This is a genomic window from Agromyces mediolanus, assembly GCF_023715325.1.
GTDB classification, from domain to species: Bacteria; Actinomycetota; Actinomycetes; order Actinomycetales; family Microbacteriaceae; genus Agromyces; species Agromyces mediolanus_A.
Map to the genome: position 1 here is coordinate 47237 of NZ_JAMBNX010000012.1, position 24848 is coordinate 72084.

The following is a 24848-nucleotide window of genomic DNA, read 5'->3' on the forward strand; positions in this document are numbered from 1 at the left end:
AACGGTTGTCAGAGTACCAAGGAGTCAGGGTTGACCGACGCACTCGATCTCGCGTTCACGAACGGCGCACTCTTCGACGGTGAGCGCTACCACCCGGGGCCGACGCACGTCGGAGTCTCGGGCGGGCGGATCGCGCTCGTCGGCGAGGCGGTGCTCGCGGCGATCGGCCCGCGCACCGAGGTGGTCGAGCTCGACGGCCGGCTGCTGCACCCCGGGATGAACGACGCGCATGTGCATCCGGTCGAAGCGGGCATGGAGATGCTCGGCTGCGACCTCTCCGAGGGCTACACCCGCGAGGACTACCTCGAGCGCGTGCGCGACTACGTCGAGCGGAACCCGGACGTCGAGTGGATCGTCGGTGCCGGCTGGCAGCAGGCCGCGTTCCCGGGCGGCGCGCCGCTCGGTGCCGATCTCGACGCGATCTGCGCCGACCGCCCGATCATCCTGTCGAACCGCGACCACCACAGCGCGTGGGTGAACGCCGAGGCGCTCCGCCGGTGCGGCATCGATCGCGACACACCCGACCCGGCCGACGGACGCATCGAGCGCGACCCCGCGGGCGAGCCCACCGGTACCCTGCACGAGGGCGCGCGGATGCTCGCGCTGCGCCACGCACCCGAGCCCGACTTCGACGAGATGTACGCCGGCTTCCGCGTCGGGCAGCAGAGGCTCGTCGGCTACGGGATCACGAGCTGGCAGGACGCCCTCATCGGCCAGTACGGCAATCACAGCCCGCTGTTCTACGACGTGTACCGCCGTGCCGAGGAGCGCGGCGAGCTCATCGGCCGGGTGAACGGTGCGCTCTGGTGGGAACGCTCGCTCGGGCTCGAGCAGATCCCGGCGTTCCTCGAGAAGCGCGCCGCGGTCGCCGGGGGGCGGTTCCGGGCCGAGACGGTGAAGATCATGCAGGACGGCGTGGCCGAGAACCAGACGGCCGCCATGATCGAGCCCTACCTGGTGCCGGGGCCGGAATGCCGCCACAGCGACAACACGGGCATCGCGTTCGTCGATCCCGCGAAGCTGCCGGAGTACGTCACCGAACTCGACCGGCTCGGCTTCCAGGTGCACTTCCACGCCCTCGGCGACCAGGCGGTGCGCGGAGCGCTCGACGCGATCGAGGCGGCCCGCCGGGCGAACGGCCCGGCCTCGACGACGATGCACCTGCTCGCGCACATCCAGATCATCGACCCCGCCGACGTGCCGCGCTTCGCCGAGCTCAACGCCTCGGCGGACATGCAGCCGCTCTGGGCGAGCTACGACCCGCAGATGGTCGAGCTCACCGTGCCCTTCCTCGGCGAGGATCGCGCGGGCCACCAGTACCCGTTCGGCTCGCTGCACCGCGCCGGGAGCCACCTCTGCGGCGGCTCCGACTGGCCGGTGACCTCCGCAGACCCCTGGCTCGGCATCCACGTCGCCGTGAACCGCCAGGTCCCCGCCGACCATCCCGACTACAGCGAGCGGGTCTTCCTCGACGACGAGCGGCTCGAACTCGACGTCGCGCTCCGGGCCTACACGCTCGGCGGCATCGAGGCGAACGGCCGGGCCGAAGAGCTCGGGCGCATCGCCCCCGGCCAGCTCGCCGACCTCGTCGTCGCCGACCGCGACCCGTTCGCCGCGCCGGCCGCAGAGCTCCACCTGACGCGCGCAGCCCTGGTCTACGTGGACGGTGCGCTCGTGCACGCCGCCGACGTCGTCCCGGCCTGAGCACCTCGCACCATCGCACCACGCACTGCACCGTCCATCCCCCTCAACAGAAGGAATCCCGAATGAAGAAGCGCCTCATCGCCGCGGCCGCCCTCACCGTGCTCGCCCTGAGCGGATGCACGGCCGCGGCCGACGCCGAGCAGCAGGCCGCAGAGGGCGGCACCGCCTCCGCCGACTCCGCGGTCGACCTCTCGAAGATCGAGAAGAGCGAGGCGGCGGCGAAGCTGCTGCCGGCCGACATCGCCGAGCGCGGCACCTTCGTGCTCGCCGTCGACGCGACCTACCCGCCGAACGAGTTCAAGGACGACGCCGGCAACCCGATCGGGTGGGAGGTCGACCTCATGAACGCGGCGATCGTGAAGCTCGGCCTCGAGCCCAAGAACGAGATCTCGAAGTTCGAGAACATCATCCCGAAGATCGAGCTCGGCACGTACGACTCCGGCATCGCCGGCTACTACGACACGGTGAAGCGCCAGGCGAACTTCGACATGGTCGACTTCTTCCTCGCCGGCAACCAGTTCGGCTCGCTGAAGGAGAACCCGATCGGCGACGAGCTCGACATCTGCGGGCAGAAGATCTCCGTGCCGAACGGCGGATCCGCGCCCCTCTACTACCTGCCCGAGGTCGAGAAGCGCTGCGTCGCGGAGGGGAAGGGCTCGATCGAGGTCATGGGCTACGACACGACCGACGAGATGGTCGCCGCGGTGACCCTCGGCCGCGCGTTCGCGTTCGTCGCCGACTCGCCCGTCGTCAGCTACGCCGTGAAGAACAGCGGCGGCAAGCTCGTCGGCTCGGAGATCTACGAGACGCTCCCCGCCGGCGCGCCGTTCAAGAAGGGCAACGACGAGCTCGTCGCGGCCTTCGCGGCCGCCGTGCAGGAACTGCACGACGACGGCACCTACGACGAGATCCTCGAGTTCTGGGGCGTCGAGGCCGGGCGTCTCGACGCCATCACGGTCAACGCCGGCACCGAGTAGGCCCAGCCGTGTCCGAGATCACCCGCGCCGTCCCCGTGGCGCGGCCGAGACCCATCCAGGCGGTGCCGTTGCGGCATCCCTGGCGGAACCTCCTGGCCTTCGCGCTGATCTTCCTGCTGCTCGCGTTCATCATCGACGCGGCGCAGCGGGAGGCCTATGACTGGCCCGCCTTCGCGCTCTACCTGTTCGACGTCCGCGTCGTCCAGGCGGCGGGCGTGACGCTCGCCCTGACCTTCCTCGCGATGCTCGGCGCCGTCGTCGTCGGCATCGTGCTCGCGGTCATGCGCGAGACGGACAACCCCGTGCTGCGGGCGATCGCCTGGGGCGTCATCTGGTTCTTCCGCGGCACCCCGGTGTACGTCCAGCTCGTGTTCTGGGGCCTGCTCAGCTCGATCTACCAGACGATCAACCTCGGCCTGCCGTTCATGGAGCCGTGGCTCGTGCTCGAGACCGCCGACGTGATCCCGCTGTTCTGGATCGCTGTGCTCGGGCTCGCCCTGAACGAGGCCGCGTACATGGCCGAGATCGTCCGCGCCGGCCTGCTCTCGATCGACCCGGGCCAGACCGAGGCCGCTTCCGCGCTCGGCATGGGCTGGTGGCTCACGATGCGGAAGGTCGTGATCCCGCAGGCGATGCGGGTGATCATTCCGCCGACGGGCAACGAGGTGATCTCCATGCTGAAGACGACCTCCCTCGTCACGGCGGTGCCGTTCAGCTGGGACCTCTGCACGCGCACGCGCGACATCTCGGCGGCGACGCTGAACCCGATCCCGCTGTTGCTCGTCGCCTCGGTCTGGTACCTCTTCTTCACCTCGATCATGATGATCGGCCAGAGCCGCTTGGAGAAGCACTTCTCGCGCGGGCAGCTCGGGCACGGCACGACGCCGAAGCGCCGCAAACACCGGGAACCCGCCGAACGCGGCCCGATGGTGTTGGCGAGCCCCGAGGCCGTCGCCGCACCGGGCGGGGGCGCAGGGGCGCCGGACGGCGCAGGGATGCCGGAAGGAGGCGGCCGATGAGCGACATCAAGGTGAGCGCCCAGGAGGTGCACAAGTCCTTCGGCGACACGCACGTGCTGAAGGGCATCGACCTCGAGGTGCGTCGCGGCGAGGTGAGCTGCCTGCTCGGTCCGTCGGGCTCGGGCAAGTCGACCTTCCTGCGCTGCATCAACCACCTCGAGTCGATCGACTCGGGTCGGATCGAGGTCGACGGCACGCTCATCGGCTATCGCGAGCACGGCGAGCGGCTGCACGAGCTGAAGCCCGCCGAGGCCGCCGCGCAGCGCGAGAACATCGGCATGGTGTTCCAGCGGTTCAACCTGTTCCCGCACATGACCGCGCTCGAGAACATCACGTGCGCGCCGGTCTTCGTGAAGCGCACCCAGCGTTCCGAGGCGCGGCAGCGCGCGCTCGAGCTGCTCGACCGGGTGGGGCTCGCCGACAAGGCGGACGCCTACCCGCGCGAGCTCTCCGGCGGGCAGCAGCAGCGCGTCGCGATCGCGAGGGCGCTCGCGATGACGCCCGACCTCATGCTCTTCGACGAGCCGACCTCGGCGCTCGATCCGGAGCTCGTGGGGGAGGTGCTGGACGTCATGAAGTCCCTCGCCGAGAGCGGCATGACCATGATCGTCGTGACGCACGAGATGGGATTCGCCCGAGAGGTCGCCGACACCGTGACCTTCATGGACGGCGGGGTCGTCGTGGAGCACGGCACCCCCGAGGAGGTCCTCGTCCGACCGCAGCACGGGCGCACGAAGGCCTTCCTCTCCAAGGTGCTGTGAGCCGATCGCGGCCCGGACCGGACGCACCCGTCCGATCCGGGCCGATGGCATTCCGGTGACTCGGGCTCGCCGCGGCGCGTCCCGCGTTCGGGTGGCGGCGAGGGGCGGGCGTGCGCCCATAGGATCGCGGGATGGACCCGTTTCCGCCGCCCCAGGGACTGCCGCCGCACGTCCCGCCGTCCCCTCGCGTTCGCGAGGTGGGCGGCGGAGCCATCGCCGCGATCGTGTGCGGCGCGGCCGCGCTCTTCCTCATCCTCCTCGTGCCGGTCGGCCTCGCCGCCTCGAGCTTCGCTCAGCAGCTCGCCGTCGTGGTCGGTGCGCAAGGCGCCGGCGCCGCGCCGGCCGGTTCGGAGCTCGTCGACCGGCTCCAGTCCGGCGAGACGCGGTACACCTTTCCCGCGGCACTCGAGAACTACGGCGACGGGCGCTACAGCGCCCAGTGCCCGTCGAGCTACGTGGAAGGCTGCTGGCAGAGCGCGGTCTTCACCGAAGCGGACTGCGGGAACGTGCTGATCACGCTCGGCTTCTCGAACGATCCCGATGGGTTCGAGGCGGAGCGCACCGACTCGATGGTGCTGCGCGACGTCGTCGCGAACGAACCCACCCCGGTCGTCTTCGGCAACGACGGGTACGAGTTCGGCTGGGTCGCGGACGTGGTCTGCCAGCTCGCGGAGAGCTGACCGGCCGAGCGCCCCGCGCTCGGGTTCGGTGCCGCGGCGGCGACGGCAGTCCGCGGCCGACGGCCGAGGCCCTGCACGCCCGGTATGCTGCGAACCGGCGCACGGGTGCGCGCGAGGAGGTGCAGTGGAGGAACGGCCAGCCGGCGAGGACGCCGCCGGACTCGCGCCCGACGCCGTCGATGAGGCGCTCGAGCGCTCTCGGGCGATCCGGGAGAGCGTCGCCGTCGGGGTCGCGACCGCGATCTACGGCATCTCCTTCGGTGCGCTCTCCGTCGCCGCTGGGCTCGATGTGTGGCAGACCGTCTTCCTCAGCCTCGTCATGTTCACCGGCGGCTCCCAGTTCGCGCTCGTCGGCGTCCTCGCCGCTGGCGGAGCGGCCGCGGGCGGTTCCGCCATCGCGACGGCCGCGATGCTCGGCATCCGGAACGTCGTCTACGGCATGCGGATGAAGCCGCTCGTCGGCGGCCGCCCGGCGCGGAACGTCCTCGCCGCGTGGATCACGATCGACGAGTCCACCGCCGTCGCCCTCGCGCAGAAGCTGCCGGGCAACGCCCGCCTCGGCTTCTGGCTGACCGGGGCGATCGTGTTCGTCGGCTGGAACCTGACCACGCTCGCCGGCGCGCTCATCGGCGACGCGATGGGCGACACGAGGGCTTGGGGACTGGATGCCGCGGCCGGGGCGGCCTTCCTCGGCCTGCTCTGGCCCAGGCTGAAGCGATTCCAGGCGGGCGCCGTGGCCGTCGGCGCGGCCGTGGTCGCGGCGATCGTGATGCCGTTCGTCATGCCCGGGCTGCCCGTGCTCATCGCGGCGCTCGTGGCGCTCCTCGTGGGCTGGTTCAACCTCTTCGACCGGAGGCGCCGCGCATGACGACCTGGCACCTCATCCTCATCGCCTCGGCGGCGACGCTGGCGTTGAAGCTCGGCGGCTACCTCGTGCCGGTCGGCTTCCTCGAGCGCGAACGCCCGGCCCGCATCGCGGACCTCCTCACGGTCGCGCTGCTCGCCGCGCTGATCGTCGTGCAGACGCTCGGCGCGGGGCAGGCGCTCGTCGTCGACGCGCGGGTGCCCGCACTGATCGTCGCAGCTGCGCTCTACGCGATCCGGGCGCCGTTCATCGTCGCGGTCGCGGCGGCCGCGGTCGTCGCGGCAGCGATCCGCGCCTTCGGCTGAGGCTCAGCCCTCGAGGTCGTCGACGCCCGGCATCCACGAGACGCCCGGGCGGCCCCAGCCGAGCTTCTTCGTGATCTTCCCCACGATCTTGCGGTCGGCGTGCGAGAGCCGGTCGGTGTAGAGCACCCCGTCGAGGTGGTCGTACTCGTGCTGGAAGATGCGCGCGAGCCAGCCCTGCGCGTCGGTCTCGTACCGCTCGCCGTCGAGGCCGGTGGCGCGGAGCACCGCGCGCTCGGCGCGGCGGAGCCCGAACCGCTCGCCCGGGAACGACAGGCACCCCTCGGACTCCTCATCGAGGTCGGGCTCGCCGGGCGGCGGGGGAGAGATGAGGAGCTCGGGGTTGATGGCCACCCCGCGCCAGCGGACGCCCTCCTCGTCGGTCCAGCCGTACGTGAAGACCCGCAGGTCGACGCCCACCTGCGGAGCGGCGAGGCCGACTCCCGGCGCGGCATCCATCGTCTCGAAGAGGTCGGCGACGAGGGTGCGGACCTCGTCGTCGATCGTCTCGACGGGGCGGGCGGGGGAGTGCAGCACCGGGTCGCCGGTGATTCGAATGGGGAGCACGGCCATTCGGCAAGGATATCGAGGTGCGAGCGGGTAGGGTCGAGGTCGTGGATCCGGACCTGAGCGAGCTCACCGAGCAGATCGCGCTCGACCCGCAGCAGTTCATCGGCATTCCGCTCGCGCTCGCGGGCGCGGTGTTCCTGTCGCTCGGGGCGCAGTTCCAGCACCGCGGCGTCGTCAAGGTCGAGTCGCACACCACCGACAGCCTCGGCAAGGGCCTGAGCCTCAAGCAGCTCGCCCTTCTGCTCGCCCGGCCTTCGTGGGTGCTCGGCACGCTCATGCTCGGCCTCGCGGTCGTGTTCCAGTTGTCGAGCCTCTACTTCGCGCCGCTCATCGTCGTGCAGCCGCTCGGCGCGATCGCCCTCGTGATCACCTCCATCGTGAACTCGAAGGTGAACCACGTGAAGCTGAACCGCAAGGCGATCACCGCGATCGCGCTGTGCGTCGGCGGCGTGTTCCTCTTCGTGGGCGTCGCCGCGTTCACCGCGGTCGACAAACCCGTGACGGAGCAGCAGCTCATCACGATCCTCGTGATCCTCGCGGTCGTGCTCGTGCTCGCCGGCCTCGCGTTCGTCTTCTTCCGCCACCGCGTGCGCGCGATCTTCTACGTCATCATGGCCGGCGTCGTCTACGGCTTCGTGGCGACCCTCGCGAAGGTGGTGCTCGGGCGCATCCAGCAGGGCGCCTTCGAGTGGATCACCCTGATCTGCGTCATCGCCCTGCTCGCGGCGACCGGGCTCGGCGCCTACTTCGTGCAGAACGCCTACGCCTCGGGCCCGCCCGACCTCGTCATCGCCGGCCTCACGGTCGTCGACCCGATGGTCGCGGTCGCGATCGGCATCATCGTGCTCGGCGAGGCATCGCAGGCGCCGATCTGGGCGATCCCGGTGTTCATCCTCGCCGGGGCCATCGCCGTTTTCGGCGTGTTCATGCTCGCCCGGAACCATCCGCAGACGCGGCTCTGAGGCACTGGCGACCATCCGTCATCCTCCAGGATGACCTGCGCGCGGCGAGCCGTTCGCCGCGCCCTGCGTAGACTAAAGTCGGTTGCAGCCGCGCCGACCTCGCGCGCCCACCTGGGGGACGAACCGTTCCCGACGCTCGAACTGTGAGGAACCTCCCACGTGTCAGATTCTTCCGATCCGGCGCCCGCCGAGCTCGGCAGCGCCTCGAAGCGACCGCTCCGCATCCTGATCGGGGCCGACACCTTCGCCCCCGACGTGAACGGCGCTGCCCGCTTCGCGGAGCGTCTCGCCGCCGGCCTCGTCGAGCGTGGACACGAGGTGCACGTCGTCGCACCGGCCGCGAGCCGCAAGCACGGCACGTGGAACGAGGTGCACGAGGGGCAGGAGATGGTCGCCCATCGCCTCTACAGCTGGCGCTGGTACCCGCACGATTGGCTGCGCTTCGCGCTGCCGTGGCGCATCAAACGGAACTCCGCCCGCATCCTCGACGAGGTGCAGCCCGACGTCGTGCACTTCCAGTCGCACATCGTGGTGGGCCGCGGCCTCTCGATCGAGGCCGAGAAGCGCGGCATCCGCATCGTCGGCACGAACCACTTCATGCCCGAGAACATGCTCGAGTTCACGCTCATCCCGAAGGCCTGGCAGGAATGGGCCGTCGGGCTCGCCTGGAAGGCCGCGAAGCGCACCTTCGGTCGCGCCGAGTCGGTGACCACGCCGACCCGCCGCGCCGCCGAGTTCCTCGAGCGCTACACGGGCCTCCGCGGCGTGCACGCCATCTCCTGCGGCATCGACGCGCACAAGTACTCCCCGAACTGGGAGCCGCGCACCGAGAACCGCATCCTCTTCGTCGGCCGGGTGACGGGCGAGAAGCAGATCGACGTGCTGCTGCGCGCCGCGCTGCTGCTGCCCGCCGAGCTCGACGCGAAGATCGAGATCGTCGGTGGCGGCGACCAGCTGAAGGCGCTGCAGCACCTCGCCGACGAGCTCGGCATCGCCGACCGCGTCACCTTCACCGGGCGCGTCACCGACGAGGAACTGCGCGACGCGTACCACCGGGCGACCGTGCTGGCGATGCCGTCCATCGCCGAGCTGCAGTCGATCGTGACGATGGAGGCGATGGCCTCCGCGCTGCCCGTCGTCGCGGCGAACGCGATGGCGTTGCCGCACCTCGTGCACGACGGCGAGAACGGCTACCTCTTCGAGCCCTCGAATCCCGAGGACCTCGCGGCGAAGCTCCGGACGGTGCTCGAGGCCGATCCGGCCGAGCTGCGTCGCCTCAAGGAGGGCTCGATGCGGCTCATCGAGGCGCACGACATCCAGCGAACGCTCACCACCTTCGAGAGTCTGTATCGTGGTGAGGCGGTGGCCGACCCGGCCACCGATCCGGCGTCGGCGGCCCGCGAGGACTAGCCGGCGCAGGGGGCGGTAGCTCAGCTGGTCAGAGCAGTGGACTCATAATCCATCGGTCACGGGTTCAAGTCCCGTCCGCCCTACCTCGAGATGCTGCTCCCGCAGCTCCTCGACGACGCCGGTCCCGCTAGGGTTCTCGCATGAGTGATGTCGCGCGGTCACCGGGACCTCGTCGGGAATGGGCCTGCACGCCGCCGTCGCGCTCGCCCGCCGGGGCCTGCACGTCGTGGCGACGATGCGGGACGTCGGGCGGGCCGCCGCGCTCCGAGACGCCGCAGCCGAAGCAGGTGTGACGCTCGACGTCCGCGCGCTCGACGTCGTCGACCACGGCGCAGCGGCACGCCTCGTCGCCGCCGTCATCGCCGAGCACGGCGGCATCCACGTGCTCGTCAACAATGCGGGCCAGGGCAGTGTCGCGACCGCAGAGCAGCTCAGCATGCGGCAGGTGCAGGATCAGCTCGACGTGAACTACCTCGCACCGGTCAATCTGGCCAAGCTCGTGCTGCCAGGGATGCGCGAGCGTGGGAGTGGCCGCATCCTCACCGTCACCAGCGTCGGCGGCACCGTCGGCCAGCCGTTCGCCGATGCGTACTGCGGCGCGAAGTTCGCGGTCGAAGGCTTCATGCAGTCCCTCGCGGTCGTCGCCGAACGGTTCGGGGTCCGGGTCAGCGTCATCGAGCCGGCCGCGGTGTCGAGTTCGTTCGTGGGCAACGTCGTCCAGCCCGAGTCGGGCGGGCCGTACGACGAACTCCTCGACGCCTACGTCGCGCGCACGGCCGGCACCTTCGCCGGCGCGCAGTCGCCGGAGTCGGCCGGGACGGCGATCGCGGAGGCGGCGACGTCCGAGGAGTACCGCTTCCGCTGGCAGACCTCGGAGCGGGCGACCGCGTTCGCGGGGACCTCGCTCGCGGACCTCGACGGCCGTCGGGTGGTCGACTTCACCCGACCCTGGATCGCCACAGGCTGAGGCCCGGGCGAGTGACCCCCGTCCGCTGATCACCCGGACGCCGGTCTACGTGCTCGCCGCTGCTGCGGCGGCGCCGGGAAGGGGGTCGTCGCCCGCCTCGATCGCGCCCTCGCCCCGCGGCCGCTTCCGAGGCAGAATCGAGCCATGGTCGAGATCTCGGAGGACGACTTCGAACGGATGGTCGGCGAGGTCTACGACTCGCTGCCCGACGAGATGGTGCGCGGGCTCGAGAACGTCGCCATCCTCGTCGCGGACCAGCCGCCGGGGGAGCGGCCGCGTCTCTACGGCCTCTACAGCGGCCGTCCGCTGAAGACCCGCGGCACCTACGGCTTCGGCGAGTTGCCCGACCGCATCACGCTGTTCCGCAACACCATGCAGGAGCACAGTGCCGACCTCGACGCGCTGCGGGCGCGGGTGCGGATCACGCTCGTGCACGAGATCGGCCACTACTTCGGCCTCGACGACGCGAGGCTCGGCGAGCTGGGCTGGGCCTAGGGGTTCCTCCGTCGGAGACGTGAACGGGCCCCGGTGACGATCGTCACCGGGGCCCGCACTGCACGCGCGTCGCGCTACTTCGCTGCGGCGGGCTCCTCGGCCTGCTTCACCACGGCGCCGCCGGCGAGGCCGGCGAGGATCGACGACACATCGAGCCCGGTGAGCGACTTCACGACCTCGGTGCCCTCGCCGAGCACCTGGCCGACCGTCTTCGTCACTGCGCTCGCGCCGTCGGTGGAGACGACCGTGAGGGTGTCGATGTTCGAGATCGGCTCGGCGGCGGCGCGCACGATCTCGGGCAGACGCGAGATGATCTCCTGCGCGAGGGCGGCCTCGCCGTACTTCATCAGCGCCTGCGCCTTGGCGTCGGTCGCGGCCGCCTCGGCGAGACCCTCCGCCTGGATCGCGGCGGCCTTCGCCTCGCCGTCGGCACGGATACCGGCGGCGAGGGCCACCTGGCGGTCGCGCTCGGCCTCACCGGCGAATCGCACCGAGGTCGCGGCGGCCTCGGCATCCTGCACCGCGGCGACCTTGTTGGCCTCGGCGATCTTCGTACGCTTGTAGGCATCCGCCTCGGTCGCCGCGTTCGCCGCGTCGCGCTGCGCGTTCGCGCGCTGCACCTCGGCGTACGCCTCGGCTTCGGCAGGCTTGCGCACGTCGATGTCGAGGCGTTCCTGGGTCACGAGCGCCTGCTCGGCGAGCGCCTCGCGCTCCTCGGTGGCGACGAGCTTGTCCTGCTCGGCCTTCGCGAGCATGCCGGATGCGTCGGCCTCCGCGTTCGCACGATCGGTCTCGGCCTTGATGGAGGCCTGGCGCAGGCTCAGCGCCTTCTGGCGCTCGGCGATCTGCTCGGCGGCCTCGATGCGGGCGAACTCGCTGGCGCGGGCGGCCTCGGCCTCGCTGATCTCGGCGACCTGGCGCGCCCGAGCGGCCTCGGCGCGACCGAGGTTCGCGAGGTAGTCGCTGCCCGGCGTCGAGATGTCGGAGATGTTCAGCAGGTCGACCTGCAGGCCCTGCTCGACGAGGTCGGTCTTCGTCTCGGAGACCACGCGGTCGGAGAGGCTCTTGCGGTCGGAGATGATCTGCTCGATCGTCATGTCGCCGACGATGGAGCGGAGCGACCCCTCGAGCGACTCCTTGATGATCTCGGTGAGCAGCTGCTGCTGCGAGAGGAAGCGCTGGGCCGCGCGGCGCACGCCGTCTTCGTTGCCGGAGACCTTGAAGTTGATGGACGCCTTGATGGCGATCTTGATGCGGTTCTTGTCGACGCCCTCGACCGTGATGCCGATCTGCCGCTGCTCGAGCGAGATCGAGAAGCCCTGCTGGAGGATCGGCCAGACGAAGGTGCGGCCGCCGATGACGACGCGCTGGCCGCTCGACTGTTCCGGGGAGGCGCGGCCGGCGCCACGGCCGACGATGACGAGCGCCTCGTTCGGCGGCACGCGGCGGATGCGCCGGGCGATGAAGACGAGCAGGCCGAGCAGGGCGATGACGAGCGCGATGATCGCGATCACCTGGATGAGGGTCGGGTCGAGCATGGGGTTCCTTCTCGGTTTCGGGATGGGGATCGGCGTGGGACGCCTGGGGGAGTCTCTGGGCGGTGCCCGGGCACGCCGGCTAGTCGGCGACGACCTTCACCCGGCTGCCCGCCTGCTCGACGACGCGCACGCGGGCGCCCTCGGGGATGGGCTGCTCGGAGTACGCCATGCGGCGCTCGAGTTCGCCCGGGCCGTCGAGGCTGACCTCGCCGCCCGCGGGGGAGATGTCGGAGCGGGCGACCCCGCCGAGGCCGACCGCGGAGACCGGGCCGCCGTCGGAGCTGCGGGTGAGGTTTCGCACCACGAGCACGCTGAGCACGTAGGCGACGACTGCGAGCACGGCGGCGAGCACGTACGCCCAGACGAGTTCGAGGCCGAGCGAGGCGGTGAGGGTGCCCGCGGCGCCGAACACCACGAGGCCGACGGCGAGCGCCGTGCCGGAGATGGCCCCGTCGCCGATCTCGAAGTGATCGAGGATGTCGCCGAGGATCAACGAGACGAGGAGGAGGGCGAGGCCGACGCCTCCGACGATGAGGAAGGGGAGGAGCACGTCGCCGGGCCTCTCTGATCGGGTGGAAGTGGGAGTGCGTTCACCCTATCGGCACAGCTCCCGCCCCCGCATCGTTCATCGGACCAGCCAGTCCGGTTCGGGTGCCGGGCGAGCGACGTGCCGGGCGAGCGATGTGCCGGGCGAGCTACGTGCCGGGCGCTGCCGACGCGACGGCCAGCGCCCCGACGGCGGCGGCGCCGCGGAGCCGCACCATGCGGGCGACGATCTCGTCGGCGACGCGGGCGTCGACCGTGCGGCACACGACGTCGTTCGGGCCGAGCGCGTCGAGCCCGCCGCCGCGGACCCGGATGACGTCCCAGCCGACCTCTGCGAGGGCCTCGTCCTTCTCGCGATCGGACGCCTCCTTCAGCCCCAGGTGCGCGCGCCGCGATCGGCCGGGGTCGTCGTACTCGATCGCGATGCGCAGCTGCGGGACCAGGATGTCGGGCCAGACTTCGCTGCGCCCGAAGAATGTTCGCGCGACGCGCACCGCGTTCACCCGGTGGTGCAACCGGATGCGTTCGCCGAGGAGAGCCCTCAAGTGCTGTTCGGTCATCGAGGTGCGGGTGCGCAGGCCGGGGTTCATGAAGGCGACACCCGCCTCGCGCCGTGCGGCCGGCGCCCCCGCGCTCGTGCGGCACTTCGCGCAGGCGGTGCCGGTGAGCTGCTCGCGGACGGTCGCCCGGTAGCGGTCGTGCCCGCGCTCGCAGCGCCATTCGTACTCGGCGCCGATCCGCGTCTCGCGCGAGAGCCGCCCGCGTTCGGGCGGGCTCGCCCGACGCAGCAGCTCGCCGCGCGAGCGCTGGGTCTCGGCGACGAGCATGCAGAGCGGGCAGACCCGGGAGAGCCGGATGGCTCCCTGCTCCGGGTCGCCGCCGTGCCCGCAGCGGAAGCTCACCTCAGCCATGCCGGGCGCCCGGCTTCGCACTCGTCGTCATGCGGTTATGATCGCCCGGACCACCGACATGCGACGGGGCGTGCGCGCTCCCGGAGCCCGGCGTCCGGGGCCGGTGCTCCGATGTCGCCGGCGTCCGCCACACTGGAGGCGTGCGCATCGCGATCGGCCCCCGCGACGACGGCCTGATCGCCCTCGTCGACCCAGACGAGCCCGCGCGGCCGCTCGCCGTCGTCCCGGCCGCGGAACTCGCGGCCACCGTCGCGGCGTTCGAGCGCGACGCCGGGCCGCGCTGGGTCTGGAGCGACACCCGGCAGTGGTATCCGAAACTGCTCGCCGCGGGCGTCCGCGTCGAGCGATGCGACGACCTGCTGCTCGCCGCAGCCATTCTCGACCACTCCACCGATACCGCAGCGGCCCGCGGGCGGGACGCCGACGGGGCACCGGCCTGGATCGGACGGCTCCGCGCCGGGCAGCTCGCCCCCGCCCCGGTCGCGGCCGGCACCGCCTTGTTCGACTTCGATGACTTCGACGGCGGCCATCGCTCCGCGCGCTCGACCGCGCCGACCATCGACGAGGTGCTCGCCGAAGACGCCCGGCAGAACGCCCTCGTCGTCGAGAGTGCGAGGCCGCGGGCCATGCGCCTCCTCCTCGCTGCCGAGTCCGCCGGGGCGCTGATCGGCGCCGAGCTGCACGCCGCGGGGCTCCCGTGGAGCCGAGAGGTGCATGAGCGCGTGCTCGAGACCACGTTGGGGCCGAGGCCGCGACCCGGTGCGAAGCCCGAGTACATGGAGCGGCTCGCCGCCGAGGTGCGCCGTGAGCTCGAGGCGCCGGGGCTCAACCTCGATTCGCAGGTCGAGGTGCTGCGCGCCCTCCGCGCCGCGGGCATCCCGGTCGAGTCGACGAGCCGCTGGGAGCTGCGCGAGCACGAGCATCCCGCCATCGAGCCGCTGGTCGCCTACAAGAAGCTCGCCCGGCTGGCGAGCGCGAACGGGTGGGTCTGGCTCGATGAGTGGATCGTCGATGGCCGCTTCCGTCCCGACTACGTCCCCGGCGGCACGGCGACCGGGCGCTGGGCGACCTCGGGCGGCGGCGCGCTGCAGTTGCCGAAGCTCGTCCGCAGCGCGGTGGTCGCCGATCCGGGATGGCGACTCGTGGTGGCCGACGCCGCACAGCTCGAGCCGCGCGTGCTCGCCGCCCTCGCCCGCGACGAGGCGATGGCCGACGCGGCCCGCGGGCGCGACGTGTACCGCGGCATCGTCGAGGCCGGGGTGGTCGAGGAACGCGACCAGGCGAAGGTCGCGGTGCTCGGCGCCATGTACGGGGCGACGACGGGCGACAGCGGGCGGCTCGTGCCGCGGCTGGCGCGGGCGTTCCCACGAGCGATGGCGCTCGTCGACCGGGCCGCGGCGCAGGGCGAGCGCGGCGGTAGCGTCACCACGAACCTCGGCCGATCCTCACCGCTCCCGCCCGCGAGCTGGCGGGAGGTGCAGCAGCGTGCGAGCGAGCCCGACGCGAGCCCGAGCGACGAGCGCCGGGCCCGCAGCTCGGCCCGTGACTGGGGCCGCTTCACACGCAACTTCGTCGTGCAGGGGAGTGCGGCCGAATGGTCGCTCTGCTGGATGGCGGCGCTCCGCTCGCGTCTGGCCGCGATCGAGCCCGCCGGCACTCGTGCCACCGCGTCGGGACCCGTCTTCGAAGCGGTGCCGCATCTCGTCTACTACCTGCATGACGAGATCATCGTGCACACCCCGGCCGAGCGTGCCGAGCAGGTGGCCGACGCCGTCGCCGAGTGCGCGGCCGAGGCGGGGCGCCTGCTGTTCGGTGACTTCCCGCTCGACTTTCCGCTCGACCTCGCCGTCGTCGAGAGCTACGCGCTGGCCGAGGGCTGAGCCGAGCGGCGGCGGCCGCGCTTCGGCCGCACGTCCGAGGGGGCGAAGGCGAGCTCGACGGAGGCCCGAGCCTCGTCGACCTCGTCGAGCCAGGCGAGTGCGGCCCGCGCCCGTGTCGCGTCGGCCGCGGCGGCCAGCCGGCGCAGCCGGGCGTCCGGCGAGGCATCCGGGTCCGAGCGCTCGTCGCTCGCGGCATCGCTCGCGGCGGCGAGGCGTGCGAGCCAGCGCTCGCGCTCGGCCGCGACGACGGGCGCGAGCGGCACCTGGGGCAACGAGGCGGCGATGAGCACCCGGTCGAGGCTCTCGTCCCAGGGGTCGGCGCCCGCGGCATCCGTGCCCGAGAGCCACCCCGCGACCACCGCTTCGCCGCTCGTGGTGAGGCGGTGCAGTGGCAGGCCGTCGTCGGTGGTGCCGGCCGGTTCGATCAGCCCCGCCTTCGTCGCGCGCTCGAGCGTGGCGTAGCTCTGTCCGACATTGACGGCGCGGCGCCCGCCCGTTCGTTCGGCGAGCCCGCCGTGCAGGGCGAACCCGTACGCCGGACCCATGCCGAGCAGGGTGAGGAGTGCTTCGCGAACGGCCACCGTGCACCTCCGATCCTGAACTCAAGAACTCCTCACCGAGCATAGTGTTCTCAGAGGCCCGTCCGCCACGCCACCGCCACGCCACCGCCACGCCACCGCCACGCCGTCCGCTACCCCTCCGACGGCGCGACGCGCCGGGGATTCTTGTCATTCGGCCTGATGCGAGGCATAATCGCGGGTGACGGCTGTGCCGTCGGCAATCGAATATCCGCCCGTTCGTTCCGAGGTCGTAGGGGAAGACGCACCTCAGAGAACGGAGTAGAGATGGCGGAGCAGCTCACGCGGGCCACGCGCGCCGCGCGAGGAGTGCTGTTCGTGCACTCCTCGCCACGAGCGATCTGCCCCCACCTCGAGTGGGCGGCAGGACGCACACTCGGCGTGCCCGTGAACTTCGATTGGCAGGAGCAGCCGGTGCTGCGCGGCAGCATGCGCGCGGAGTTCTCCTGGGAGGGCGTGCAGGGCGACGGCGCACGGCTCGCCTCGGCTCTGCGCGGCTGGGACCACGTGCGCTACGAGGTGAGCGAGGACCCCGGTGCCGGCAGTGACGGCGCGCGCTGGATGCACACGCCGGACCTCGGCATCCACTTCGCGCAGACCGACAGCGCAGGGAACGCGGTGATTCCCGAGGACCGCGTGCGCTACGCCCTCGAGCTCGCCGGGCACGACCCGCTCGAACTGCACCGCGAGCTGCGCCTCGCCCTCGGTCAGGCGTGGGACGACGAGCTCGAACCCTTCCGCCACGCAAGCGACTTCGCCCCGGTCGTCTGGCTGCACCAGACGGGCTGAGCGGATGCCGCGGGTCGCCTGCGGCGCGACGCGGAGGTCGGACGAGATTTCCCGGCGGCCGTACGAGCGAAGCGGGCGACCCGATGACGACGGCCCCGGTGGGAACCCACCGGGGCCGTCGTCATGCGCCGTGCGAACGGCGTCGGATCATGCGGAGCGGAACGCGATGACCGCGTTGTGCCCGCCGAAGCCGAAGGAGTTCGAGATCGCGAGCTGGTCGCCGGCACCCAGATCCTGCGCTTCGCCCGAGACGCGGAAGGGGACCTCGGGGTCCTGCTCCGTGAGGTTGATCGTCGGCGGCGCCTGGCGGTCGCGGATCGCGAAGATCGTGAAGATCGCCTCGAGCGCGCCGGTGCCACCGAGGAGGTGGCCGGTCGATGCCTTGGTCGCCGACACCGGGATGTCCTCGATGCGGCTGCCGAACACCGTCTTCAGCGCCTGGAACTCGTTCGGGTCGCCCACCGGCGTCGACGTCGCGTGCGCGTTGATGTGCGTGACCTCGTCGGGCGTCGCACCGGCCTGAGCGAGCGCGAGCTCGACCGCCCGGGACGCGCCGCGGCCCTCGGGGTCGTTGGCGGTGATGTGGTACGAGTCGGCCGTGACGCCGCCGCCGACCACGTAGGCGTAGATCTTCGCGCCGCGGGCCTTGGCGTGCTCCTCGGTCTCGAGGATCAGCGCGCCGGCGCCCTCGCCCATGACGAAGCCGTCGCGGTCGACGCTCGTGGGACGCGAGGCGTGGGCCGGGTCGTCGTTGCGCCGGGAGAGGGCCTGCATCGAAGCGAAGGAGGCGATCGTGATCGGGTGGATGGCCGACTCGGTGCCGCCCGCGATGACGATGTCCGCGAGGCCGTCCTGCAGGTGCTTGACGGCGTTCACGAGCGACTCGGTGCTCGAGGCGCAGGCGCTCGCGTAGGTGCTCGCGTAGGCGCGGGCGCCGAAGTGCAGCGAGAGGTTGCCCGCTGCCGCGTTCGGCATGAGCATCGGGACGGTCATGGGCAGCACGCGGCGCGGGCCGCGCTCACGCAGCGTGTCCCAGGCGTCGAGCAGCGTCCAGACGCCGCCGATGCCGGTCGCGAAGTCCACGCCGAGGCGTTCGGGGTCGACCTCGGGGGCGCCGGCGTCGGCCCAGGCCTCCTTGGCCGCGATCAGCGCGAACTGGGAGGCGGGGTCGAGCCGCTTGGCGACGGGGCGCTCGAGGACGGCCTCGGGGCGCACGATGGCCTCGGCCGCGAAGGTGACGGGAAGCTCGTACTTCTCGACCCAGTCGTGCTCGAGGCTGCGGGCGCCGGACACGCCGGCGCGCAGGGCGTCCCAACTCTCGGGGGCGGTTCCGCCGAGCGGCGAACTCGCACCGATGCCGGTGACGACGATGTTCTTGGTCATGACGAAAACACTCCGGGAGGAAACGGGACGAGGACCGTGCGAGCGGGCCGCCTGGGCGGCCCGCTCGTCGCGATGCCTAGGCCTGGGCCTTGACGATGAAGCTGACGGCGTCGCCGACGGTCTTGAGGTTCTTCACCTCTTCGTCGGGGATCTTGACATCGAACTTCTCCTCGGCGTTGACGACGATCGTCATCATCGAGATGGAGTCAATGTCGAGGTCATCGGTGAACGACTTGTCCAGCTCAACCGTGTCGGTCGCGATGCCGGTCTCGTCGTTGATGAGCTCGGCCAGGCCGGCCAGCACTTCTTCGTTGGACAATGCCATGGGTTCTTCTCCTTGCAGGGGTGTCTCGTTTGACCGAGACACAGTCTAGAGGGACGGGGACCGGTGGTTCAGGGAAGAACCACCACTTGGGCACCGAACACGAGTCCGGCGCCGAAGCCGATCTGCAGCGCGAGGCCGCCGGACAGCTCGGGGTGTTCCTCGAGCAGGCGGTGCGTGGCGAGCGGAATGGAGGCGGCCGAGGTGTTGCCCGTCGTCGCGATGTCGCGGGCGATCACGACCGACTCGGGCAGCTTCAGCTGCTTGGCGAACTCGTCGATGATGCGCATGTTCGCCTGGTGCGGGATGAACGCCGCGAGGTCGGCGCTCGTGATGCCGGCGGCGTCGAGGGCCTGCTTCGCGACCTTGGCCATGTCCCACACGGCCCAGCGGAAGACGGTCTGGCCCTCCTGCCGGAGCGTGGGCCAGTCGCCCTCACCGTCGCGGTACTCGACGAGGGTCCGGTTCATCCCGACCGCGCCGGCCTTCGAGCCGTCGGAGCCCCACACGGTGCGGGCGATGCCGGGGACGTCGCTCGGGCCGATCACTGCGGCTCCTGCGCCGTCGCCGAGGAGGAACGAGATGCTGCGGTCGGTGGGGTCGACGACGTCCGAGAGCTTCTCGGCGCCGATGACGAGGGCGTAGTGGGCCACGCCCGCGCGGATGAGCGCGTCGGCCTGGGCGACCGCGTAGGCGTAGCCCGCGCAGGCCGCATTCGTGTCGTACGCCGCCGCAGGGTTGGCCCCGACCCGGTCGGCGAGCACCGCGGCCATCGAGGGCGTCTGCTGCACGTTCGAGATCGTCGCGACGATGACGAGGTCGATGAGTTCGGGGGAGATGCCCGACTTGGCGATCGCCTCCTGCGCGGCGTCGGTCGCGAGGTCGAGCGCGCTCACGGCGGCACCTGCGCGGGTGCGGGTGATGATGCCGGTGCGCTGCTGAATCCACTCGTCGGAGGAGTCGATCGGCCCGATCAGCTCGTCGTTCGGCACCGCGTGCTCGCCACGGGCGGCGCCCATCGCGTAGATCCGCGTGTAGGAGGGGCCGTGCGACTGCTGCAGGGTCGGCTTGGTCATGCGCTTCGACTCTTCTCTGCTTCTTCTGGGGGTTCGGGGCTCAGGCGGCTCAGGCGGCCTGAGCGATCAGCTCGGTGGCGGCGTCGAGGTCGTCGGGCGTCTTGACGGCGACGGTCGGCACGCCCTTGAGCCCGCGCTTGGCGAGCCCGACGAGCGCTCCGGCCGGCGCGAGCTCGATGATGCCGGTCACGCCGGCATCGGCGAATGCGGCCATGTCGAGGTCCCAGCGCACGGGCGAGGAGACCTGGCCGACGAGGAGCTCGACGAATGCGCCGCCCGACTCGACCCGGCTGCCGTCGCGGTTCGTCCAGAGCGGGAGCACGGGATCGGCGGGGGAGAGCGTGGCCGCGACCTCGGCGAGCCGGTCGACGGCCGGGCGCATGTAGCGGGTGTGGAAGGCGCCGGCCACCTGCAGCGGGATGACCCGGGTGCCGGCGGGCGGCTCGGCCTTCAGCTGCTCGAGGGCGTCGAGCGCGCCGGCGACGACGATCTGGCCGCCGCCGTTGTAGTTCGCGGGCTCGAGGCCCAGCTCGGCGAGGCGGGCGAGCAGCTCCTGCTCGTCGCCGCCGAGGACGGCGCTCATGCCGGTCGCGACCTCGGCCGCGGCATCCGCCATGGCCCGTCCACGCGCCGCGACGAAGCGCATGGCCTCGCTCGCGTCGAGCACGCCGCTGCCGGCGGCCGCGGTGATCTCGCCGACGGAGTGGCCGGCGATTCCGCCGATGCCGACGGCGCGGCCCCCGTCGAAGAGTGCCTCGAGCGTCAGGATGCCGGCCGCCACGATGAGCGGCTGCGCCACCTTGGTGTCGCGGATGGTCTCGGCGTCGCTCACCGTGCCGTGTTCGGCGAGGTCGAGCTCGGCGGCAGCCGAGAGCTCGGCGAGGCGCGCGGCGCGCGCCGGGTCCTCGAGCCAGGGGGTGAGGAATCCGGGGGTCTGCGAGCCCTGTCCAGGGCAGACGACGACGATCACCCGACTAGTCTGCCAACGCCCGGACGGTCGTGGGTGTGCACACGCCACAAGGTCTGCGAAGAACCCTTGTGCGCGGGATACAGGAACCGGTCACCCGATGCGGTCAGCTCCCGCTGCGACGGCGGGGCTGCGCCTCGTGATCGCTCATCGAGCCGACGATCAGCGCCGACTGCAGGATCAGTGCCTCCCGCGCGCCCGTCGCGTCGTAGCCGATCACGTCCGAGACACGCTTCAGGCGGTAGCGGACCGTGTTCGGGTGCACGAACAGCTCCCTGGCCGTCGCCTCGAGCGAACGGCCGTTGTCGAGATAGCTCCAGAGCGTCGTCAACAGCTCCGTCGAATGCGCCTGCAGCGGCCGGTAGATGCGGTGCACGAGCGTCGCCCGGGCGAGCGGGTCGCCCGCGAGCGCGCGCTCCGGCAGCAGGTCGTCCGCGTGCACCGGTCGCGGGGCGTGCCGCCACGAGCGTGCCACGGCGAAGCCCGCGAGCGCGGCCTTCGCGCTCTTCGAGGCATCCACCAGGTTCGGCACTTCGTGCCCGAGCACGAGGTGACCTGCGCCGAACTGCGGTTCGAGCTGGGTGGCGATCTCGAGGAAGCTGAGCGCCGGAGCCGTGCCGATGGTCTCCTCGCCGCCCTCGCGGGCCTGCGGGTCGGCGCGCCCGATCACGACGACGAGCCGGTTGCCCTGCACCCCGATCAGCACGTCGGCATGCATGTGCCGCGCCGCGCGGCGCACCTGGTCCACGTCGAACTGCTTCGGCGCGGTGCCGACGAGCACCGCGACCTCGCCGTGGCCGTGCCAGCCGAGGGCCGCGATGCGGCTCGGCAGCTCGTCGTCGTACTCGCCCGAGAGGATCGAGTCGACGACGAGCGCTTCGAGTCGCGCGTCCCAGAGCCCGCGGGCCTCGGCCGCGCGCGCATAGACGTCGGCCGCGGCGAAGGCGATCTCCCGCGAATACAGCAGGATCGCCTCGCGCAGCGGCTCGCCGCCGTCCTTCACCCGCTCCTCGACGACCTCGACCACGACCCGGATGAGCTGCAGCGTCTGCTGCAGGCTCACCGAGCGGAGCAGCTCCCGCGGGGCCGCGCCGAACACGTCGGCGGCGATCCACGGCGTCGAGCGCGGGTCGTCGAACCAGGAGATGAACGAGGTGATTCCCGCCTGCGCGACGAGGCCCACGGCCGAGCGTCGGCTCGGTGGCATGTCACCGTACCAGGGGAGCGTGTCCTCCAGCCGCTTCAGCGTCTGGGTGGACAGCTCACCGGAGATGGTGCGCAACCACGCGAGCGTTTCCGCCTTCGTCCGGGGCCTCGTCGCCAATGCCGGTCGCCCGTCAGCTCTCGCCGCCGGCCGACCCCGTGGTGCCGGCGTTGACGTCGTAGAGACGGTACTTCTCGATCGCCTGGCCGGCGAGCGAGCGGTCGACCTCGCCGCGCTCCGCGAGGAGCTCGAGCGTGCGGACCACGACCGAGGGGCCGTCGATCTTGAAGAATCGACGAGCCGCCGGCCGGGTGTCCGAGAAGCCGAAGCCGTCGGCGCCGAGCGTGGCGTACTGGCCCGGCACGTAGGGGCGGATCTGCTCCTGCACGCCGTGCATGAAGTCGGACACCGCCACGAACGGACCGGCCGCACCCGAGAGCTTCTGCGTGAGGTACGGCACGCGGCGCTCGGCGTCGGGGTTCAGGAAGTTGTGCTCGTCCGCGGCGAGCCCGTCGCGGTTGAGCTCCGACCAGCTGGTGACGCTCCACACATCGGCCGCGACGCCCCAGTCCTCGGCGAGGAGCTGCTGCGCCTCGAGGATCCACGGCACGGCGACGCCCGACGCGAGCAGCTGCGCCTTCGGCCCCTGCACCTGCGACGGCGAGATGCGGTGGATGCCCCGGACGATGCCGTCGACGTCGACGCCCTCCGGCTCGGCCGGCTGCACGATGGGCTCGTTGTACACCGTGAGGTAGTACATGACGTTGGGGTCGGGGTGGGCGCCGCCGTACATGCGCTCGAGGCCGGAGCGCATGATGTGCCCGATCTCGTAGCCGTACGCCGGGTCGTAGGACACGACCGCGGGGTTCGTCGCCGCGAGCAGCAGCGAGTGGCCGTCGGCGTGCTGCAGGCCCTCGCCGGTGAGCGTGGTGCGGCCGGCCGTCGCGCCGATCATGAATCCGCGCGTCATCTGGTCGCCGGCCGCCCAGATCGCGTCGCCCGTGCGCTGGAACCCGAACATCGAGTAGAACACGTAGATCGGGATCAGGGGCTCGCCCTGGGTCGAGTACGAGGTGCCGACGTTGGTGAACGCGGCGAGCGCACCCGCCTCGTTGATGCCGACGTGGATGATCTGGCCCTGCGGGCTCTCCTTGTAGGCGAGGAGGAGCTCGCGGTCGACCGAGGTGTAGTGCTGGCCGTTCGGGTTGTAGATCTTCGCGTTCGGGAAGAACGCGTCCATGCCGAAGGTCCGCGCCTCGTCCGGGATGATCGGCACGATGCGGTGGCCGAAGTCCTTCGAACGCATGAGGTCCTTGAGCAGCCGCACGAACGCCATGGTCGTGGCGATCTCCTGCGTGCCGGAGCCCTTCTTCGCGATCGCGTAGGCGGAGTCGTCCGGCAGCGAGATCGCGGTGTGCGAGGTGCGCCGCTCGGGCGTGTAGCCGCCGAGCGCGCGCCGGCGCTCGTGCAGGTACTGGATCGCCTGATCCTCGCCGCCCGGGTGGTAGTACGGCGGGAGGTAGGGGTTCTCCTCGAGCTGGGCGTCGCTGATCGGGATGCGCATCGAGTCCCTGAACGTCTTCAGGTTGTCGAGCGTCATCTTCTTCATCTGGTGGGTCGCGTTGCGGCCCTCGAACGCCGGGCCGAGACCGTAGCCCTTGATCGTCTTCGCGAGGATGACGGTCGGCTGCCCCTTGTGCTCGGTCGCGGCCTTGAACGCCGCGTAGACCTTGCGGTAGTCGTGTCCGCCGCGCTTCAGGCCCCAGATCTCGTCGTCGCTCAGGTGCGTCACGAGGTCGAGGGCGCGCGGGTCGCGGCCGAAGAAGTTCTCGCGCACGTAGGCGCCCGACTCGGCCTTGTAGGTCTGGTAGTCGCCGTCGGGGGTGACGTTCATGAGGTTGCGCAGGGCGCCCTCGTGGTCGCGGGCGAGCAGGTCGTCCCACTCGCGGCCCCAGATGACCTTGATGACGTTCCAGCCGGCGCCGCGGAAGAAGCTCTCGAGCTCCTGGATGATCTTGCCGTTGCCGCGCACCGGGCCGTCGAGGCGCTGCAGGTTGCAGTTGATCACGAAGGTGAGGTTGTCGAGGCCCTCGTTCGCGGCCACCTGCAGCTGACCGCGGCTCTCGACCTCGTCCATCTCGCCGTCGCCGAGGAAGGCCCAGACATGCTGGTCGGAGGCGTCCTTGATGCCGCGATTGGTGAGGTACTTGTTGAGCTGCGCCTGGTAGATCGCGTTGATCGGCCCGAGGCCCATCGACACGGTCGGGAACTGCCAGAACTCGGGCATGAGCCGCGGGTGGGGGTAGCTGGAGAGGCCGTTCGGGGCGTGCGACTTCTCCTGGCGGAAGCCGTCGAGCTGGTCGGCGCTGAGCCGGCCCTCGAGGAACGCGCGGGCGTACATGCCGGGGGAGGCGTGGCCCTGGTAGAAGACCTGGTCGCCGCCGCCCGGGTGGTCCTGGCCGCGGAAGAAGTGGTTGAAGCCGACCTCGTAGAGGGCCGCGCTCGACGCGTAGGTCGAGATGTGGCCGCCGACGCCGATCTCCGGTCGCTGGGCGCGGTGCACGAGCACGGCGGCGTTCCAGCGGATCCAGGCGCGGTAGCGGCGCTCGATCTCCTCGTCGCCCGGGAACTCGGGCTCGTTCTCGGGGGCGATCGTGTTGAGGTAGTCGGTGGTGGGCACCATCGGCACGCCGAGGTGCAGCTCCTTGGAGCGCTTGAGCAGGCTCAGCATGATCTCGCGGGCCCGCTGGTGGCCCTTCGCCGCGACGAGAGCGTCGAGGGATTCGGCCCATTCACCCGTTTCGTCGGGATCGGAGTCCATGGCGTCGACCGAGTAAGGGTCCTGGTCGTTGACAGTCACACTCGACCTCTTTCAGTAGTCTCGAAGCGGTTCGTGCGTGTGCGCGCCGAGCGGACTCCTCGCCCGAGCGGCACCACGCCAT

At 71.3% G+C, this 24848-nt stretch carries 24 protein-coding genes and 1 tRNA gene; 14 read left to right on the forward strand and 11 right to left on the reverse strand.

What is annotated here, in order from left to right; genetic code table 11:
- The first annotated feature begins 30 nt into the window (after positions 1-30).
- The 7 genes from M3147_RS17390 (at position 31) to M3147_RS17420 (ending at position 6311) form a co-directional block, all read left to right on the forward strand.
- Positions 31-1704, forward strand: coding sequence for an amidohydrolase (locus M3147_RS17390; protein WP_251204681.1), 1674 nt, complete (start codon positions 31-33; stop codon positions 1702-1704).
- 62 nt (positions 1705-1766) lie between these two features.
- Positions 1767-2681, forward strand: a complete 915-nt coding sequence (locus tag M3147_RS17395) for an ABC transporter substrate-binding protein (RefSeq protein WP_251204682.1) — start codon at positions 1767-1769, stop codon at positions 2679-2681.
- 8 nt (positions 2682-2689) lie between these two features.
- Positions 2690-3700: an amino acid ABC transporter permease gene (locus M3147_RS17400; protein ID WP_251204683.1), complete on the forward strand. Its 1011-nt coding sequence runs from the start codon at positions 2690-2692 to the stop codon at positions 3698-3700.
- On the forward strand, positions 3697-4461 hold the full coding sequence (locus M3147_RS17405; protein WP_251204684.1) for an amino acid ABC transporter ATP-binding protein: 765 nt from the start codon (positions 3697-3699) through the stop codon (positions 4459-4461). Before M3147_RS17400 ends, M3147_RS17405 begins: the two co-directional genes overlap by 4 nt.
- Positions 4462-4592: 131 nt before the next feature.
- Positions 4593-5141 (forward strand): hypothetical protein, encoded by a 549-nt coding sequence (locus M3147_RS17410; protein ID WP_251204685.1) that lies wholly within the window; start codon positions 4593-4595, stop codon positions 5139-5141.
- A 205-nt stretch (positions 5142-5346) separates the two neighbouring features.
- Positions 5347-6009: an AzlC family ABC transporter permease gene (locus tag M3147_RS17415; protein ID WP_251204736.1), complete on the forward strand. Its 663-nt coding sequence runs from the start codon at positions 5347-5349 to the stop codon at positions 6007-6009.
- Complete coding sequence (locus M3147_RS17420) at positions 6006-6311, forward strand: AzlD domain-containing protein (RefSeq protein WP_189086432.1); 306 nt, start codon at positions 6006-6008, stop codon at positions 6309-6311. The genes M3147_RS17415 and M3147_RS17420 overlap by 4 nt, the downstream gene beginning before the upstream one ends.
- A 3-nt stretch (positions 6312-6314) precedes the next feature.
- Here M3147_RS17420 and def read toward each other — a convergent pair whose 3' ends face one another.
- Positions 6315-6881, reverse strand: coding sequence for a peptide deformylase (gene def / locus M3147_RS17425; RefSeq protein WP_251204686.1), 567 nt, complete (start codon positions 6879-6881; stop codon positions 6315-6317).
- 17 nt (positions 6882-6898) lie between these two features.
- On the opposite strand from def, the gene M3147_RS17430 reads away from it, so the two are divergent.
- From M3147_RS17430 to M3147_RS17450, 5 genes are all read left to right on the forward strand, one after another.
- A complete protein-coding gene (locus tag M3147_RS17430; protein ID WP_251204687.1) occupies positions 6899-7840 on the forward strand; it encodes a DMT family transporter in 942 nt (313 codons plus the stop codon).
- 159 nt (positions 7841-7999) lie between these two features.
- Positions 8000-9250: a glycosyltransferase gene (locus tag M3147_RS17435; protein ID WP_251204688.1), complete on the forward strand. Its 1251-nt coding sequence runs from the start codon at positions 8000-8002 to the stop codon at positions 9248-9250.
- Between the two features lie 9 nt (positions 9251-9259).
- Positions 9260-9333 (forward strand) — tRNA-Ile (locus M3147_RS17440).
- Between the two features lie 95 nt (positions 9334-9428).
- The gene (locus M3147_RS17445; RefSeq protein ID WP_251204689.1) at positions 9429-10217 is read left to right on the forward strand and encodes an SDR family NAD(P)-dependent oxidoreductase; all 789 of its coding nucleotides are present in this window, start codon (positions 9429-9431) and stop codon (positions 10215-10217) included.
- 144 nt (positions 10218-10361) lie between these two features.
- Positions 10362-10712 carry a metallopeptidase family protein gene (locus tag M3147_RS17450; RefSeq protein ID WP_251204690.1) on the forward strand — a complete coding sequence of 117 codons (351 nt, stop codon included), beginning with the start codon at positions 10362-10364 and terminating at the stop codon, positions 10710-10712.
- Between the two features lie 74 nt (positions 10713-10786).
- Here M3147_RS17450 and M3147_RS17455 read toward each other — a convergent pair whose 3' ends face one another.
- The 3 genes from M3147_RS17455 to M3147_RS17465 all read right to left on the reverse strand — a co-directional run bounded on the left by M3147_RS17455 (position 10787) and on the right by M3147_RS17465 (position 13707).
- The gene (locus tag M3147_RS17455) at positions 10787-12250 is read right to left on the reverse strand and encodes a flotillin family protein (RefSeq protein WP_251204691.1); all 1464 of its coding nucleotides are present in this window, start codon (positions 12248-12250) and stop codon (positions 10787-10789) included.
- A gap of 79 nt (positions 12251-12329) precedes the next feature.
- Positions 12330-12800: an NfeD family protein gene (locus M3147_RS17460; protein ID WP_251204692.1), complete on the reverse strand. Its 471-nt coding sequence runs from the start codon at positions 12798-12800 to the stop codon at positions 12330-12332.
- Between the two features lie 145 nt (positions 12801-12945).
- Complete coding sequence (locus M3147_RS17465) at positions 12946-13707, reverse strand: hypothetical protein (RefSeq protein ID WP_251204693.1); 762 nt, start codon at positions 13705-13707, stop codon at positions 12946-12948.
- A gap of 140 nt (positions 13708-13847) precedes the next feature.
- Between M3147_RS17465 and M3147_RS17470 the strand changes: the two genes are divergently transcribed.
- Positions 13848-15587: a bifunctional 3'-5' exonuclease/DNA polymerase gene (locus M3147_RS17470; protein WP_251204694.1), complete on the forward strand. Its 1740-nt coding sequence runs from the start codon at positions 13848-13850 to the stop codon at positions 15585-15587.
- On the opposite strand, the gene M3147_RS17475 is transcribed toward M3147_RS17470, so the two are convergent.
- Positions 15566-16168: a PadR family transcriptional regulator gene (locus M3147_RS17475; RefSeq protein ID WP_251204695.1), complete on the reverse strand. Its 603-nt coding sequence runs from the start codon at positions 16166-16168 to the stop codon at positions 15566-15568. The two genes, M3147_RS17470 and M3147_RS17475, sit on opposite strands and share 22 nt — an antisense overlap.
- Positions 16169-16432: 264 nt before the next feature.
- On the opposite strand from M3147_RS17475, the gene M3147_RS17480 reads away from it, so the two are divergent.
- Positions 16433-16954, forward strand: coding sequence for a DUF3145 domain-containing protein (locus tag M3147_RS17480; RefSeq protein ID WP_251204696.1), 522 nt, complete (start codon positions 16433-16435; stop codon positions 16952-16954).
- Positions 16955-17101: 147 nt separating this feature from the next.
- Here M3147_RS17480 and M3147_RS17485 read toward each other — a convergent pair whose 3' ends face one another.
- The 6 genes from M3147_RS17485 to aceE form a co-directional block, all read right to left on the reverse strand.
- A complete protein-coding gene (locus tag M3147_RS17485) occupies positions 17102-18337 on the reverse strand; it encodes a beta-ketoacyl-[acyl-carrier-protein] synthase family protein (protein ID WP_251204697.1) in 1236 nt (411 codons plus the stop codon).
- 76 nt (positions 18338-18413) lie between these two features.
- Positions 18414-18662, reverse strand: coding sequence for an acyl carrier protein (locus tag M3147_RS17490; protein WP_189086421.1), 249 nt, complete (start codon positions 18660-18662; stop codon positions 18414-18416).
- A gap of 68 nt (positions 18663-18730) precedes the next feature.
- Positions 18731-19735, reverse strand: coding sequence for a beta-ketoacyl-ACP synthase III (locus tag M3147_RS17495; protein ID WP_251204698.1), 1005 nt, complete (start codon positions 19733-19735; stop codon positions 18731-18733).
- A gap of 49 nt (positions 19736-19784) precedes the next feature.
- Positions 19785-20705 carry an ACP S-malonyltransferase gene (locus tag M3147_RS17500; RefSeq protein ID WP_251204699.1) on the reverse strand — a complete coding sequence of 307 codons (921 nt, stop codon included), beginning with the start codon at positions 20703-20705 and terminating at the stop codon, positions 19785-19787.
- 103 nt (positions 20706-20808) lie between these two features.
- On the reverse strand, positions 20809-22026 hold the full coding sequence (locus M3147_RS17505) for a PucR family transcriptional regulator (protein ID WP_251204700.1): 1218 nt from the start codon (positions 22024-22026) through the stop codon (positions 20809-20811).
- Positions 22027-22039: 13 nt separating this feature from the next.
- A complete protein-coding gene (aceE, locus tag M3147_RS17510; protein WP_251204701.1) occupies positions 22040-24766 on the reverse strand; it encodes a pyruvate dehydrogenase (acetyl-transferring), homodimeric type in 2727 nt (908 codons plus the stop codon).
- Between the last annotated feature and the right edge of the window lie 82 nt (positions 24767-24848).

What these genes read in the sequence shown, in the direction of transcription:
- M3147_RS17465 (WP_251204693.1), bottom strand. Translation starts at nt 13,707, where the DNA reads ATGGCTGAGGTGAGCTTCCGCTGCGGGCACGGCGGCGACCCGGAGCAG.
- M3147_RS17455 (WP_251204691.1), bottom strand. Translation starts at nt 12,250, where the DNA reads ATGCTCGACCCGACCCTCATCCAGGTGATCGCGATCATCGCGCTCGTC.
- M3147_RS17495 (WP_251204698.1), bottom strand. Translation starts at nt 19,735, where the DNA reads ATGACCAAGCCGACCCTGCAGCAGTCGCACGGCCCCTCCTACACGCGG.
- M3147_RS17395 (WP_251204682.1), top strand. Translation starts at nt 1,767, where the DNA reads ATGAAGAAGCGCCTCATCGCCGCGGCCGCCCTCACCGTGCTCGCCCTG.
- M3147_RS17450 (WP_251204690.1), top strand. Translation starts at nt 10,362, where the DNA reads ATGGTCGAGATCTCGGAGGACGACTTCGAACGGATGGTCGGCGAGGTC.
- M3147_RS17410 (WP_251204685.1), top strand. Translation starts at nt 4,593, where the DNA reads ATGGACCCGTTTCCGCCGCCCCAGGGACTGCCGCCGCACGTCCCGCCG.
- M3147_RS17485 (WP_251204697.1), bottom strand. Translation starts at nt 18,337, where the DNA reads ATGACCAAGAACATCGTCGTCACCGGCATCGGTGCGAGTTCGCCGCTC.
- M3147_RS17445 (WP_251204689.1), top strand. Translation starts at nt 9,429, where the DNA reads ATGGGCCTGCACGCCGCCGTCGCGCTCGCCCGCCGGGGCCTGCACGTC.
- def (WP_251204686.1), bottom strand. Translation starts at nt 6,881, where the DNA reads ATGGCCGTGCTCCCCATTCGAATCACCGGCGACCCGGTGCTGCACTCC.
- M3147_RS17420 (WP_189086432.1), top strand. Translation starts at nt 6,006, where the DNA reads ATGACGACCTGGCACCTCATCCTCATCGCCTCGGCGGCGACGCTGGCG.
- M3147_RS17490 (WP_189086421.1), bottom strand. Translation starts at nt 18,662, where the DNA reads ATGGCATTGTCCAACGAAGAAGTGCTGGCCGGCCTGGCCGAGCTCATC.
- M3147_RS17405 (WP_251204684.1), top strand. Translation starts at nt 3,697, where the DNA reads ATGAGCGACATCAAGGTGAGCGCCCAGGAGGTGCACAAGTCCTTCGGC.
- M3147_RS17480 (WP_251204696.1), top strand. Translation starts at nt 16,433, where the DNA reads ATGGCGGAGCAGCTCACGCGGGCCACGCGCGCCGCGCGAGGAGTGCTG.